Annotated in this window: 13 protein-coding genes; 9 read left to right on the forward strand and 4 right to left on the reverse strand. The window is 69.2% G+C overall.

What is annotated here, in order from left to right; all coding sequences use genetic code 11:
- Positions 1-12: 12 nt before the first annotated feature.
- Positions 13-657 (reverse strand): sigma-70 family RNA polymerase sigma factor, encoded by a 645-nt coding sequence (locus DKM19_RS00590; RefSeq protein ID WP_089208923.1) that lies wholly within the window; start codon positions 655-657, stop codon positions 13-15.
- 434 nt (positions 658-1,091) lie between these two features.
- Here DKM19_RS00590 and DKM19_RS00595 point away from each other — a divergent pair, with 434 nt between their 5' ends.
- On the forward strand, positions 1,092-2,738 hold the full coding sequence (locus DKM19_RS00595) for an antibiotic biosynthesis monooxygenase (RefSeq protein ID WP_162641169.1): 1,647 nt from the start codon (positions 1,092-1,094) through the stop codon (positions 2,736-2,738).
- On the opposite strand, the gene DKM19_RS00600 is transcribed toward DKM19_RS00595, so the two are convergent.
- Positions 2,728-2,976 (reverse strand): glutaredoxin family protein, encoded by a 249-nt coding sequence (locus tag DKM19_RS00600; RefSeq protein ID WP_089209008.1) that lies wholly within the window; start codon positions 2,974-2,976, stop codon positions 2,728-2,730. The two genes, DKM19_RS00595 and DKM19_RS00600, sit on opposite strands and share 11 nt — an antisense overlap.
- A 319-nt stretch (positions 2,977-3,295) precedes the next feature.
- Between DKM19_RS00600 and DKM19_RS00605 the strand changes: the two genes are divergently transcribed.
- From DKM19_RS00605 to hemL, 7 genes are all read left to right on the forward strand, one after another.
- On the forward strand, positions 3,296-4,003 hold the full coding sequence (locus DKM19_RS00605; RefSeq protein WP_110694008.1) for a redox-sensing transcriptional repressor Rex: 708 nt from the start codon (positions 3,296-3,298) through the stop codon (positions 4,001-4,003).
- Positions 4,004-4,118: 115 nt separating this feature from the next.
- On the forward strand, positions 4,119-5,441 hold the full coding sequence (locus DKM19_RS00610) for a glutamyl-tRNA reductase (RefSeq protein WP_110694009.1): 1,323 nt from the start codon (positions 4,119-4,121) through the stop codon (positions 5,439-5,441).
- Between the two features lie 44 nt (positions 5,442-5,485).
- Positions 5,486-6,358, forward strand: coding sequence for a hydroxymethylbilane synthase (gene hemC, locus DKM19_RS00615; protein WP_239514017.1), 873 nt, complete (start codon positions 5,486-5,488; stop codon positions 6,356-6,358).
- Complete coding sequence (locus DKM19_RS00620; RefSeq protein WP_110694011.1) at positions 6,355-7,935, forward strand: uroporphyrinogen-III synthase; 1,581 nt, start codon at positions 6,355-6,357, stop codon at positions 7,933-7,935. The genes hemC and DKM19_RS00620 overlap by 4 nt, the downstream gene beginning before the upstream one ends.
- Positions 7,936-8,264: 329 nt before the next feature.
- Positions 8,265-9,251 carry a porphobilinogen synthase gene (gene hemB / locus DKM19_RS00625; protein WP_110694012.1) on the forward strand — a complete coding sequence of 329 codons (987 nt, stop codon included), beginning with the start codon at positions 8,265-8,267 and terminating at the stop codon, positions 9,249-9,251.
- Between the two features lie 191 nt (positions 9,252-9,442).
- Positions 9,443-10,084 (forward strand): bifunctional DNA primase/polymerase, encoded by a 642-nt coding sequence (locus DKM19_RS00630; protein ID WP_089208916.1) that lies wholly within the window; start codon positions 9,443-9,445, stop codon positions 10,082-10,084.
- Between the two features lie 292 nt (positions 10,085-10,376).
- Positions 10,377-11,672, forward strand: coding sequence for a glutamate-1-semialdehyde 2,1-aminomutase (hemL, locus tag DKM19_RS00635; protein ID WP_110694013.1), 1,296 nt, complete (start codon positions 10,377-10,379; stop codon positions 11,670-11,672).
- A gap of 48 nt (positions 11,673-11,720) precedes the next feature.
- On the opposite strand, the gene DKM19_RS00640 is transcribed toward hemL, so the two are convergent.
- Positions 11,721-12,317 (reverse strand): Uma2 family endonuclease, encoded by a 597-nt coding sequence (locus tag DKM19_RS00640; protein WP_239514018.1) that lies wholly within the window; start codon positions 12,315-12,317, stop codon positions 11,721-11,723.
- Between the two features lie 42 nt (positions 12,318-12,359).
- Entirely contained in the window at positions 12,360-13,280 is a 921-nt protein-coding gene (locus DKM19_RS00645) for an EamA family transporter (protein WP_110694015.1), read from the reverse strand.
- A gap of 73 nt (positions 13,281-13,353) precedes the next feature.
- Between DKM19_RS00645 and DKM19_RS00650 the strand changes: the two genes are divergently transcribed.
- Complete coding sequence (locus DKM19_RS00650) at positions 13,354-14,253, forward strand: LysR family transcriptional regulator (RefSeq protein ID WP_110694016.1); 900 nt, start codon at positions 13,354-13,356, stop codon at positions 14,251-14,253.
- Positions 14,254-14,262 lie beyond the last annotated feature (9 nt).

Below are 14,262 nucleotides of genomic sequence, written 5' to 3' on the forward strand. Positions count from 1 at the left end.
CCAAGGGAGTCATCAGCTGAGATCGGGGGGAAGCGCACGAGCGAGCGCCCGGATCGCACGGAACTGCAGCGCCTTGATCGCTCCACTCTTCTTGCCCATGATGAGCGCGGTCTCCGCCAGGGACATGCCGTGAAGGAAACGCAGGACGACACACTCCTGCTGCTCGGGACCGAGGTCCCGGACGGCACTGAGCACCCGGTCGCTGACCATCGCGGTGACGACGGCGTTCTCCGGGATGTGGGGGCCGTCGAGCGGGGTGTCGATCACCTCGGCCGTCGAAACCTCAAGGCGGTACCTGCCGGACTTGAAGTGATCGGTGATCAAGTTCCTGGCGATGGTCACGAGCCATGCCCCGAAATCACGTCCTTGCCAGGTGAAGTCGGCGATTCGGCGAAGCGCGCGGAGGAAGGTCTCGCTCGTGAGATCCTCGGCCAGCGGGTGTGAGCCGACCCGGAAGTAGACGTAGCGGTAGACCAGGTTCAGATATCGGTCATAGAGCGTGCCAAATGCCTCCGTGTCTCCGGTTTTGGCACGCAGAACAAGCCTCCGGAGGTCATCCGAGGCATCCTCGCGTACGGCGAGCTCATTACTGCGGACGGGCTGGGCCACCCCGGCAGTCGCGGGGAGGGGTCCGGCAAGCGGCCACGTGTCTGGCATCCGGTATCCCTGAGGGGAAGGGGGTACGGCGTGCTCGATCACTCTAGAAATGAACCGGTAATTCCACAATCCACTTGGGTCCGTCGTGACTGGGGGTAATCGACGGATACGGTGTGGGGCCGGTTGTTTCGGGCCGGTCCGGGGAGCCGACTATGAGTTCGGCTACCGGTTAGGGGGTAATGTCCGGCAGCATTGGAGACACCATGGAAGTCCTCGTCGCTGTCATCGCCCTCGCCGGTGCACTGCTCGCAGCCATCGCCACCGTCGCTCTCATCGCCCGGCTCCGTAGCGAGCCCAAGGGTTGGCTGATCGCCTGGAGTGTCACAACGGCGTCGCTCTCCGTGTCACTCGGGGTAATCGCCGCTGGTTATCTGCTTACATTCGGACCGGCAACATTCCGCATTTACCAGCTGACCGGATCTCTGCTGGCCCCCATGTGGCTGGCCGTCGGGGTCGTTCAGCTGCTGGCACGGAAGTCCGCGGCCAGGTTCGCCTCCTGGCTTCTGGGGGTCGCCTTCACCCTCATCGCCGCAGTGATCATGATGGTCGATCCGCTGCTGGCGGAGAAATCCTTCACCAAGGAGCTCCCGGCCGGAAGCGTTCACTGGGGCCTGCCGCCGTCCTACCTGCTCTTCGCGGTCCATGCGGTGGTCGCGATCGGCCTGCTGGCCGGCCTCGTGCTCGCGGTCGTGCGCTGGCGCGGTGGTGACGACTACGACGCCGACAACATGCACGCCCTGCTGGTGCTCGCTCCCACGGGCCTCGCCCTCGTCGGATCCGTAAGTTTTAAGGTGCCCGGAATGTTCGGCGCGCTTTTACTCTGCGTGACCGCCGCCGCCGTCTGGTACGCCGTTCTCCGCCCCCTCGCGCCCTACGAGGACGAAGACGAGGATGAGGACGAGGACGACTGGGAGAGCCGGCCGCCGGTCTCCCGCCGCCAGACCCCCGATCAGCCGGCCCGGGATGTGCAGGTCGCGGGCCGCCGTCTCCTGCCCGAGGAGTCCTCCAGCCGCTCGGGTCTCGGCGATCTGGTCGCCGAGTATCGCGCGGGCGAGCAGGACGTCGACTACGCGGCGCGGATGCAGCAGCAGCCCCCGCCCGGCGACAGGTTCGGCGGGCCCGCCACCGGGATGTTCATGGCGGGCGAGTACGGCATGCCGCTCGCCGACCCGCCCACCGGTCCCTCCGCCGGCAACGACTTCACCCAGCGTCCCCCCACGACCGGCCAGTTCGGCATGCCGTCCGCCGATCCCGCGACCGGTGAGTACAACGTCCCGCTCAACGAGTTCGGCATGCCGGCGAACCCCTCCGCGGGCAGGCCCGCCGGACCGGGCACCGGCGAGTACGGCAGGCCCGTGGGGCCGGGCACCGGCGAGTACGGCAGACCGGTCGGGCCGGGCACCGGCGAGTTCGGCAGGCCCGTGGGGCCCGCCACCGGCGAGTTCGCCATGCCCGACCCGTCCGGCGGGCGATCCGGCAGTCTCCAGCCCATGCCCGCCGACCAGGCCTTCGGCGGCGCACCCGTCTACGATCCCGCCGCGGAGCAGGGGCTCGGCGGCCCGCCCGGTTACGGCCAGGGCCTCGCCGGCTCCCGAGGATACGGCCAGGGCGCCGAGCAGGGACAGGGACGCGGCTCTCGCGGTTACGGCCAGGTCGCCGAGCAGGGGTACGGCGGCGTGCCCTCCACCGGTGCGATGTATCCGGGCCCGGGAGGAATGATCGAGCAGCCGGGTGGATCCGGCCGGATCTCACCCAGTATCTTCGGCATGCTGACGGTGTTCACCCTGATCGACGGCACCGGCGAGATGTTCAACCGGCTGGCCGAGGAGACGGTCGAGGCCGTCCGGGGCGCCGAGCCCGACACGCTGATCTACGCCTGCCACTCGGTGAAGTCGGCGCCGCTCCAGCGCATCGTCTACGAGCTCTATCGCGACGAGGTCGCCTACACCGAGCACCAGCGCCAGCCCCACGTGGAGCGTTTTGTCAGGGAGCGGCAGGCCATGGTGCTCGCCACCAACGTGATCGAGCTCGATGTGAACGCCGCCAAGGTGGTGCCGCTCCCGACGGTCTTCAGGCGTTGAGCGCGGCGCGCAGGCGATTTTCGTCCACGCGCCAGAAGTCGTGCTGGACGCCGTCGATCAGGGTGACCGGGATCATCTCCCCGTAGGCGGCCTGGTCGTCCTCGGAGGCGGTGATGTCGCGTTCGTCCCAGGGGACGCCAAGCTCCATGGCGACCCGCTCGACCACCGCCCGGGCGTCGTCGCACAGGTGGCAGCCGGGTTTGCCGAGCAATGTGATGCGATGGTCTCGCGGTGACATGACCGCCACGGTAGCCGAATCCCGGGACCGGACCGGCGATCCGGGGCCGTGACCCGAACCGGGGAGGACGGGGAGGCCACCGGTGGCCGGTGGCGCGCCGGCCCATCGGCCGACGTCCTGACCAGCGAAGGGATGGAGACTCTGACCGGCATCTCCATCAAGATCCGGTCTGCGTCTCGACGGGCGTCGCCCTCGATGTTGTGCACACTCACTTTGTGCATCGGTTCACAAAGGGACTAACCTGGATGTCAGTGGCCTCACCTCGTCATCCGTCGCGTCCGGGTCGCGCCGGACGCCTGTCCCCCTGGAGCTTCGGCACGTGATTCGCCGTCTGTCCCAAGCTCGCGAACGTGGCATACCCGAGGCGACCGTCGCCCGGCTGCCGCTCTATCTGCGAGCCCTGAACGGCATGGCTGAACGGGGGCTGGCGACAGTGAGCTCCGAAGACCTCGCCACCGCCGCGGGCGTCAACTCGGCGAAACTCCGCAAAGACCTCTCCCACCTGGGTTCCTACGGCACCCGCGGGGTCGGCTACGACGTCGAATACCTCGTCTACCAGATCTCCCGCGAGCTGGGCCTGACCCAGGACTGGGCCGTGGCCATCGTCGGAGTGGGTAACCTCGGGCGTGCGCTCGCCAACTACGGCGGGTTCGTCTCCCGCGGATTCCGGGTCGCGGCGCTTCTCGACGCCGACCCCGAAGTGGTGGGCGACCACATAGCGGGATTGAATGTGGAGCACATCGACGAGCTGGAAGCCGTGATCAGGCGGCGGGGAGTGTCGATCGTGGTGCTCGCGACACCGGCGGCGGCGGCACAGCAGGTGGCCGAGCGGGTCATCGCCGTAGGGGTCACCAGCATCCTGAACTTCGCTCCTGTCGTACTTGCCGTGCCTGAAGGCGTCGATATCCGTAAAGTCGACCTATCAATTGAATTGCAGATCCTTGCGTTCCATGAGCAGCGCAAAACGGATCGAATGACTGGGGGGCCCGCGATGGCCGAGGAGTGGCCCGAGGCGGTGGACTTGTGAACGAGTACGGCGAGCGAGCCGGTGGACGTGAACACAGCATCTCCCACATCGTCAGAGTCTCCGGCACGGCAGGCATGAGAGACCACATTCGTTCACGGAGAGCGGGGGAGGGCCGATGAGCGTTCTCGTCGTCGGTCTGAGCCACCGGACGGCTCCGGTGGCCCTGCTGGAGCGGGTGTCCGTCTCCGGTGACGCGCTGGTGAAGTTGCTCCACGACGTTCAGCAGGACGACCACGTCGCCGAGGCCATGATCGTCTCGTCCTGCAACAGGGTCGAGATCTACGCCGAGGTGGATCGGTTCCACGCCGCGGTGACCGGCGTGTCACAGCTGCTCAGCACCCATTCGGGTGTCCCCATGGAGCAGCTCGCGAATCATCTCTACGTGCACTACGAGGACCGGGCCGTCGAGCACCTGTTCTCGGTCGGTTCCGGCCTGGACTCGATGGTCGTGGGCGAGGGGCAGATCCTCGGCCAGGTGCGTTCGGCGCTCAGGCTCGCCCAGGAAGAGGGCACGGTCGGCTCGACGCTCAACGAGCTCGTCCAGCAGTCACTGCGGGTGGGCAAGCGCTCCCACACCGAGACCGGCATCGACCGGGCGGGCGCCTCGCTGGTCGGCGTGGGGCTCACCCTCGCCGAGCGCGCCCTCGGCCCGATCCAGGGCAAGCGGGCCCTGGTGGTCGGCGCGGGCTCGATGAGCGCCCTGACGGCCGCGACCCTGCAGCGGACCGGCGTCACCGACATCGTGGTGGTCAACCGGACCCACGACCGCGCCGTACGGCTGGCGCAGACGGTCGGCGGCCGGGCCGCCGAGTTCGGCGATCTGACGGCGGAGCTGGCCGAGGCCGACCTGGTCATCTCCTGCACCGGCGCCACCGACGTGGTCATCACCCCCGACATGCTGACGCCCAGGGCGATATTCCTGCTGGACCTCGCCCTGCCGCATGACGTGGATCCCGCCGTACGGCGGCTCCCAGGCGTGACCCTCGTCAACCTGGAGTCGATGCAGGACGGCGCGATCATCGCCGCCACCGACGACGGCGGGCTCGCCGAGGCGGTCACCGCAGTGCGCGGGATCGTCGCCGACGAGGTCTCCGCCTACCTGTCGGCCGAGCGCGCGGCCCGCGTGACCCCGACCGTGGTCGCGCTGCGGAGCAAGGCGGCGCAGGTGGTCGAGGCGGAGCTGGGGCGGCTCGTCTCACGCGTTCCCGAGATCGACGGGCGCGTCCGGGACGAGGTCACCCAGACCGTCAGGCGCGTGGTGGACAAACTGCTCCATGAGCCCACTGTGCGTGTCAAGCAGCTCGCGGAGTCCCCAGCAGGCGATCATTATGCGGAAGCACTGCGTGAGCTGTTCAACCTGGATCCGAAGGTGCCAGACGCGGTGAGACGCGTCGAGACGGTCGACACCAAGCCGAGGAAGAGAGAGGCGGGCCTGTGAACAGCGTTTCTCCTCCGCTCAGGCTGGGCACGAGGCGGAGCCTGATGGCGAGGACCCAGTCGGGTCTGGTCGCCGCCCGCCTCACCGAGCTGACCGGCCGGGCCGTCGAGCTCGTCGGCGTCACCACCTTCGGCGATGTGACCAAGGCGGACCTCACGCAACTCGGCGGGACGGGCGTCTTCGTCAGCGCGCTGCGCGACAAGCTGATCGAGGGCGAGATCGACTTCGCGGTCCACTCGCTGAAGGACCTGCCCACCACGCAGGACCCGCGCGTGGTCATCGCGGCGATCCCGCCGCGCGACGACCCCAGGGACGCCCTGATCAGTACGGCGAAGCTGGCCGATCTGCCGTCCGGCGCGAAGGTCGGCACGGGCTCCCCGCGCAGGGTCGCCCAGCTCCGCGTGCTCCGCCCCGACCTGGAATACGTCCCCATCCGCGGTAACGCCGACACCCGGATCGGCAAGGTCACCTCCGGTGAGCTGCAGGGTGTCGTGCTGGCGGCCGCCGGGCTCGGACGGCTGGGCCGCGAGGCCGAGATCTCCCAGATTTTCGAGGTGGAGGAGATGCTCCCCGCCCCCGGGCAGGGCGCGCTGGCCGTGGAGTGCAGGTCCGACAGGGCCGACCTCATCGACATTCTGAGCGTGCTCGACGACGCCAGGACCCGCGCCGCGGTGACCGCCGAGCGCGCGGTGCTCAACGCCCTGGAAGCGGGGTGCGCGGCTCCGGTGGGTGCGTACTCGGCCGATCACGGGCAAGAATTGATTCTGACCGCCGCTGTCGTCGCCGTCGACGGCAAGCGTGCGGTGCGCAAGTCCACCGCCGGGACCTGTTCGGCGCCCATGGATCTGGGCCGCGACCTCGCGGCCGAGATGATCGCCGAAGGGGCTGGCACGTTGATAGGGGAGCGAGCACATTGAGCTCCGGAAGTACCACTTTCGAGCGCCCGGCCGGGTTTGTCGCCTTCGTGGGCGCGGGTCCCGGTGACGAGGGTCTGCTCACTTTACGTGGCGCAGACCTGCTCTCCAGGGCGGACGTCGTCATCCTCGACCAGGAGGCGTACGGCTCGCTGCTGCGTCACTGCCGTGAGAACGTCGAGATCATCGATGCCGCGGAGGAGGGTACGGTCTCGCCGAAGATCGTCGCGGCGGCCAAGGCCGGCAGCGGCGTCGTACGGCTGTGCCCGGGTGACCCGATGTTCTTCTCCTCGATCACCGAGGAGGTCGCGGCCTGCGCCAAGGCGGAGGTGGACTTCGAGGTCGTGCCCGGAGTGACCCCGGCGACGGCGGTGCTCACCTACGCCGGTATTCCCGCGGCGGTGTCGGTGCCGGAGTTCCGGGTCGTGGACGCGACCCAGATCGACGACTGGTCCGCCTACGCCGCCGGTGAGGGCACCCTGGTCATCTACAACGGCATCTCCGAGGCCGTCGTGATCGGCAAGGCGCTGATCGCCGCGGGCCGTCCCGACTCGACGCCCGTCGCGATCAGCAGCGCGGGCACCACCACCGAGCAGTACACCGTGGTGACGACCCTCGGCAGGGTGGGGCCCGACCTCAAACACGCAGGGATGACGGAGCCGGCACTGATCGTCGTCGGCGAGGCCGTCGCCATGCGCGACAGGCTCTCGTGGTTCGAGACCAAGCCGCTGTTCGGCTGGCGGGTGCTCGTGCCCAGGACCAAGGAGCAGTCGGCCAGCCTGGTCGAGCAGTTGCGGTCCTACGGCGCGGTGCCCGAGGAGGTCCCCACGATCTCCGTCGAGCCGCCGCGCACCCCGCAGCAGATGGACAGGGCGATCAAAGGCCTGGTCACGGGACGCTACGAGTGGGTGGCGTTCACCAGCGCGAACGCGGTGAAGGCCGTGCGCGAGAAGTTCGAGGAGTACGGCCTGGACGCCCGCGCGTTCGCCGGGCTCAAGGTCGCCGCCGTGGGCGAGAGCACCGCGCAGGCGCTGGTGCAGTTCGGTGTGAAGCCCGACCTGACGCCGTCGGGCGAGCAGTCGTCGGAGGGCCTGCTGGCCGAGTGGCCCCCGTACGACTCGATGCTCGACCCGATCAACCGGGTGCTGCTGCCGCGCGCAGACATCGCGACCGAGACGCTGGTCGCCGGGCTGACCGAGCTCGGCTGGGAGTGCGACGACGTGACCGCCTACCGGACCGTCCGCGCCGCGCCGCCGCCCGCCCCGACCCGTGAGGCCATCAAGGGCGGCGGATTCGACGCGGTGCTGTTCACCTCGTCGAGCACCGTCCGCAACCTGGTGGGCATCGCGGGCAAGCCGCACAACGTCACGGTCATCGCCGTGATCGGCCCGCAGACCGCCAAGACGGCCGAGGAGTTCGGGCTCCGCGTCGACGTGATGTCCGACAAACCATCGGCTTCCGCTCTCGCCGCCGCGCTGGCCGAGTATGGTGCGAAGCAGCGCCAGGCCGCGGTCACGGCCGGGGATCTTCCCCGCAGGCCCTCGCAGACCCGGCGGGGAGCCCGGCGCCGCGCCAAGTAACCTTGGTGTGATGGTCGGCCGAGAGCGGTGACGGCGGACGAGGCGTCCACGACGTCGCGAGCCGCCGTGGGCGGCGAGTCACGTTCGACGGCTCGTCGCGCCGGACGGTGCACCACGATGGACGGTTCGAACTGAACGGTTAGGCACATTGGAGGGCTCGCCGCGTCGAGCGGTGGAGCACGTTGGACGGCTCGCCGCGTCGAGCGGTGGAGCAACGTTGGACGACGCGTCGCGTCGAACGGTGGCCGCCTCGGAAGCGGCGCACCGGAACAGACACCGAGGTCCTCCGGCCCGCAGTCCCCTACCGGCCGGGGGAAGGGGGAGACACCATGACCGCACAGTTCCCTGTCGTAAGGCCCCGCAGGCTTCGCCGTACGGCATCGATGCGCCGGATGGTCGCCGGCACCCGGCTGCACCCGGCGGATCTGGTGCTGCCCATGTTCGTGAAGGAGGGCATCAGCGAGCCGAACCCGATCGGCTCGATGCCCGGGGTGTTCCAGCACACCCGCGACTCGCTGCGCAAGGCCGCCCACGAGGCGGCCGAGGCGGGGGTCGGCGGGCTGATCCTGTTCGGCATCCCCGCGGTGAAGGACGGTCGCGGGTCGGCGGCCGACGATCCGAACGGGATCGTCCAGCAGGCCGTCGCCGACCTCGTCGCCGACGTGGGTGACACGCTGGTCGTGATGACCGACACCTGCCTGGACGAGTTCACCGACCACGGGCACTGCGGCATCCTGACGCCCGGCGGCGAGGTCGACAACGACGCCACCCTGGAGCGCTACGCGGCCGCCGCGGTGGCTCAGGCCCGAGCGGGATCGCAGGTCATCGCGCCCAGCGGCATGATGGACGGCCAGGTCGCCGCGATCCGTGCGGCCTTGGACGGCGACGGCTTCGAGCAGATCCCGATCCTCGCCTACTCCGTCAAATACGCCTCGGCGTTCTACGGCCCCTTCCGCGAGGCCGCCGAGTGCGCGCCCCAGTTCGGCGACCGCAACGCCTACCAGCAGGACGGGGCGGGGCCGGTCGGAGAGGCGCTGCGCGAGGTCCGGCTGGACCTCGACGAGGGCGCCGACGCCGTGATGGTCAAGCCCGCGCTGGCCTATCTCGACATCCTGCGCCAGGTGCGCGACCTCGTGGACGTGCCGGTGGCCGCCTACCAGGTCAGCGGGGAGTACGCGATGGTCGAGGCCGCGGCGGCGAACGGCTGGGTCGACCGGGATCGAGTGATCATGGAGTCACTGATTGCCATCCGACGTGCCGGGGCGGACATGATCCTCACCTACTGGGCGACGGAGGTGGCGCGAAAACTGAGGTGAGATGTGCGGCACATGCTGAGAACAGGGGGTTTACCGTCTGCTTATGTGGTCCGTGCGTTAGAGTGCGAGAACCGGTGCGGATGTGTCCCAGGTGACGTGAACCCTGGGCGTTTGACGTCCCTTATTAACCAGCATGTGGATATGTCTTCGCACCCGGGTGCACGCGGGATGCGCGGATGACGGAGGACACAATGGTGGGGGTACCGCTGGTTCGTCGAAGTAGACGGCATGCTCATCCAAAGCAGATGATCAATTCTGTTCTGGAGTATGCCGCGCTGGGCTGGGCGAGCTGTCCCGGCGCACGGCCGCTGCGGGGCGGTTCCCGCTCCTGCTCGTGCGACCGCATCGGCTGTCCCGACCCGGGCGCGCACCCGCTCTCGCGGGCCTGGCAGATGCAGGCCACCACCGACCCCACCCAGCTCACCCACTGGTGGCAGCGCGAGCCCGAGGCGAATGTGATTCTCCCCACGGGCCGGGTCTTCGATGTCTTCGACGTACCGCTCGCCGCGGGACGCACCGCCCTCGCGAACATGGACTCCGCCGGAGCCGTATCAGGTCCGGTCGCCGACGGCGGCGACCGGATCCTTTTCTACGTGGCCACCCGCAACGCCTCCGAGGACGAGGACGAGTGGTGGTCCTGCGCCCTCGACTTCGGCCCCTCGACCATCGAGGAGATGCCCGGCCTGCGCTGGCACTGCCGCGACAGTTACGTCCTCGCGCCGCCCTCGATCCTGCCGACCGGCCGGCCCGGCTCATGGCTGCGCCCCCCGGACGGCCGCCCGCTGCCGGATCCGCTCCGCGTCCTCGACTGGCTCGCCGACACCTGCGAGTAGGCGCCGTCCGATCGCGTGGCATTGAGCTTCCCCGTAGAGCGGGCCTGCCATGTGGCGGTGAGCGTTCCGTAGAGCGGGCCTGTTACGTGGCGGTGAGCGTCCTCGCGGTGGTGAGCGTCCCGGCCTGTACGAAGGTGAACATACGTGGCGGTGAGCGCTCTTGCGGCGGTGAGCGTCCCGGCCGGTACGAAGGTGAACGGACGAAGGACTGGGTCTTTCCTCCGGGTGACGGCTGCCTTGCCGCACTCGCCCGTGGAATGGGTGGGCCGCCCTCGTGACTACGCTGGGGGGCGTGAGCCGTACTAAGAACTCCGAGGACCTGTTCGCCCGCGCGCGTGAGATCGTTCCGGGAGGTGTCAACTCTCCGGTCCGGGCCTTCGGCGCCGTCGGCGGCACGCCTCGCTTCATGGTCTCGGGACAGGGGCCCTACATCACCGATGTGGACGGCAACCGTTACGTGGACCTGGTCTGCTCCTGGGGCCCCATGATCCTCGGGCACCGGCACCCTGCCGTGATCGAGGCGCTGGAGGAGGCGTTGAGAGACGGCACCTCGTTCGGTACGGCGACGCCCGGCGAGGTCGAGCTCGCGGAGGAGATCGTCGCCCTGGTGGACCCGGTGGAGAAGGTGCGCCTGGTCAGCTCGGGCACCGAGGCCACCATGTCCGCGGTACGGCTGGCACGCGGCTTCACCGGCCGATCCAAGATCGTTAAGTTCGCGGGCTGCTACCACGGCCACGTGGACGCCCTGCTCGCCGCGGCCGGATCCGGGGTGGTCACCTTCGGCCTGCCCGACACCCCCGGTGTGACCGGCGCCTCCGCCGCCGACACCCTGGTGCTGCCCTACAACTCGATCGAGGCGGTGACCGAGGCGTTCCAGACCTTCGGTTCCGAGATCGCATGCGTGATCACCGAGGCGTGCCCCGCCAACATGGGCGTCGTCCCGCCGCTGGACGGTTTCAACGCCAAGCTGCGCGAGCTCTGCACCGCGCACGGAGCCCTGCTGATCGTCGACGAGGTGCTCACCGGTTTCCGGGTGTCGGAGTCCGGCTGGTACGGGCTGGACCCGGTCGACGCCGACCTGATGACCTTCGGCAAGGTCATGGGCGGTGGCCTGCCCGCCGCCGCGTTCGGCGGGCGCGCCGACGTCATGGCCCATCTCGCCCCCGAGGGGCCGGTCTACCAGGCGGGAACCCTCTCCGGTAACCCGCTGGCCTGCGCCGCCGGCCTCGCCACCCTGCGCGCCTGCGACGAGGGGGTCTACGACCGGGTCGACGCCGCCGCCCTGATCATCGGCCGCGCCGTCGCCGACTCCCTGGCCGCCGCGGGTGTGCCGCACCGCCTGCAGCGCGCGGGCAGCCTGTTCTCCATCTTCTTCACCGAGGACCAGGTCACCGACTTCGCCGGAGCCCAGAGGCAGAACGTCTCCGCCCACAGGGCGTTCTTCCACTCGATGCTCGACCAGGGCGTCTACCTGCCGCCGTCGGCCTACGAGGCCTGGTTCCTGTCCGCCGCCCACGACGACGACGCCCTGTCCCGCATCGCCGACGCCCTCCCCCTCGCCGCCAAGGCCGCCGCCCAGGCCTCCTGACGGGGCAGCCGGTCCCACGACGCCGACGATCTCGGTGATCTGTCCTCGCTAATGGGGCAGGTTGCCGAGCTCGATGTCGATGGGAAAGGGGACCGGGACGGTCAGCCGCTCGTGGTGGATGCCGGTGAGGCCGTACACGTGGGTGGCGGGGTCGAGTTCGTAGACGTAGACGACGGGAGAGCCGTCGTTGTTCTCCACCCGCCAGAAGTGGGTGATGCCGGCCTCGGCGTAGCGCGACGGCTTGGTCTTGCGATCGCGGTCCTCGGACCCGGGTGAGACCACTTCCACGACGAGGTGCACTTCGTCCGGAGCGTAGAAGGTGCGGTCGTCGTCATCGGCGGCCACCCTGTCGACGACGAGCACGTCGGGGCAGGGGCGCATCCTGTGTCCGAGCTTGACGTCCATCCGGTTCACGGCGGCGACGTGCTCGGGAGCACAGGTTTTCAGGCCGACCGCGAGACCGGCGAGAACCCGCTGGTGGAAACGGGTCTGGGAAGCGGCGAAGACAAGTGCCCCGTCGATCAGTTCGACGTGTTTGAAGAAGTCGGGCTCGCCGTTCGGTCCCTCTGCCGGAAGGTGGTCGAGGTCATCGGCGGTCCATCCCCCCGGGGGTGGAGCGGGCCGGTGGTCGAGTGCGTCACTCACAGCGATCACCGTAGCGACACCCCTGTCACTCGGCGTCTTCATTCAGATCATCTCTGTCGCCCTTGATTCGTTCTTCCCTGCTTGGTCGCTGGTGTGCAGAGGAGAAGCCTGGACGGCGAGAATCGCGCGACGGGGGCGGGTGCCGGCGTACAGGACGCCGGAGAGGATCAACGCCCCGGCGGCGAGCTGGGCGGGGGAGATCGGCTCGCCGAGGACGAGGGCGGCCGAGGACATGCCGAAGATGGGGACGAGCAGGGCGTAGGGGGCGACGATCGAGGCGTCGTAGCGCTGGAGGAGGAAGCCCCAGATACCGAAGCCGCCGAGGGTGGAGATCAGTGCGACATAGAGGACCGACAGGGTGCCCTCCACCGAGAACTCCAGCCGGGGGACCCCCTCGACCAGCAGGGACAGGCCCATCATGGGTACGGCGGCCACCGCGCTCATCCAGACCATGAAGCGGAGCGAGCTTGGAGGCGCGGCCTTCCTGACCGCGATGTTGCCCGCGCCCCAGCAGAGCGCCGAGCCGACGACCAGCAGGAAGGCTCCGATCGGGCCGCCGCCCAGCTCCGCGGCGATCAGTGCCAGCCCGGCGAACGCCACCCCCATGCCGGTGATCCGCCGGACGGTGATCCGCTCCTTGAGCAGGGCGACCGCGAGGATCACGGTGAAGACCGCCTGGACCTGGACGACGAGCGAGCTCAGTCCGGCGGGCATGCCCGCCCGCATGCCCAGGAGCAGCAGGCTGTACTGCCCGACGCCGAGGGTGGCCCCGGCGACGAACACCCGCTTCCAGGGCACGCCCGGACCTCCGACGAACAGCAGCGCGGGGAACGCGGCCAAGGCGAACCGGAGCGCCACGTAGAACAGGGGCGGGAAGTGCCGGAGCCCCACTTCCATGACCACGAAGTTGAAACCCCAGATGGCGGCGAGGCCGATGGCGAGGAAAAGATGCCGGATTCGCATCCTTCATCATCATTTGTGCCGATAATTCAGCACAAGCAAGACTTTCTTGCTCTCTCCGTTTAGAATCGCTTACATGTTGGATCTCAACCGCCTCAAGGCGCTTCACGCGGTGTCCGTCTACGGATCGGTGGGCGCGGCGGCCGACGCGCTCATGGTGACGCCGTCCGCGGTCTCACAGCAGCTCGCCAAGCTGGAGCGGGAGATCGGCGCGACGCTGCTGGAACGCAACGGGCGCGGCGTGCGGCTGACCGACGCGGCCGGGTTGCTCGCCGACCACGCCGAGCGCATCCTCGCGCTGGTGGAGACCGCGGAGGCCGACTTCGAGGCGTTGCGCGGGGAGGTCGTCGGGCGGCTGAGCATCGGAGCATTCCCCACCGCGGCCAGGGGGCTGATGCCCGGCGCACTGGTGCACCTCGGCGAGCGCCACCCCGACCTCCACCTCCAGCTCTACGAACGGGAGCCCGAGCGGCTGATCCGCGAGGTGGCCAGGGGCGAGCTCGACCTCGCGGTGATCCAGGACTGGATGAACCGTCCGATGGCGATTCCCGAGGGATTGTCCCGGGCGACGCTTTTCGACGACATCGCCGACGTGGTCCTGCCCGCCTCCCATCCGCTGGCGGGCCGGTCCGAGATCGGGCTGGCCGAGCTGTCCACGGAGCGGTGGGTCAGCTCCACACCTGGCACGGTCTGCAGGGACTGGCTGGTCCACACGCTGCGCTCGGTCGAGCTGGAACCGGTCATCACCTGCATGGCGGACGAATACGCGACCCAGATGGCCCTCGTCGCGGCCGGGCAGGGATGCGCGATCATCCCCCGGCTGGGCCGTGACTTCGTCCCCGCGGGAGCGAGGGTCGTCCCGATCCTGCCGCGCCCGAGTCGTAGGATCTACGCGCTCTGGCGGAGTGACGCGGCCCGACGCCCGGCGATCCGCGCGGCCGTCGACGCGCTGAGGATCGCCTCCGTCGACCGCTGAGATCGACCG

It is taken from the genome of Streptosporangium sp. 'caverna' (genome assembly GCF_003203775.1).
Lineage (GTDB): Bacteria > Actinomycetota > Actinomycetes > Streptosporangiales > Streptosporangiaceae > Streptosporangium > Streptosporangium subroseum.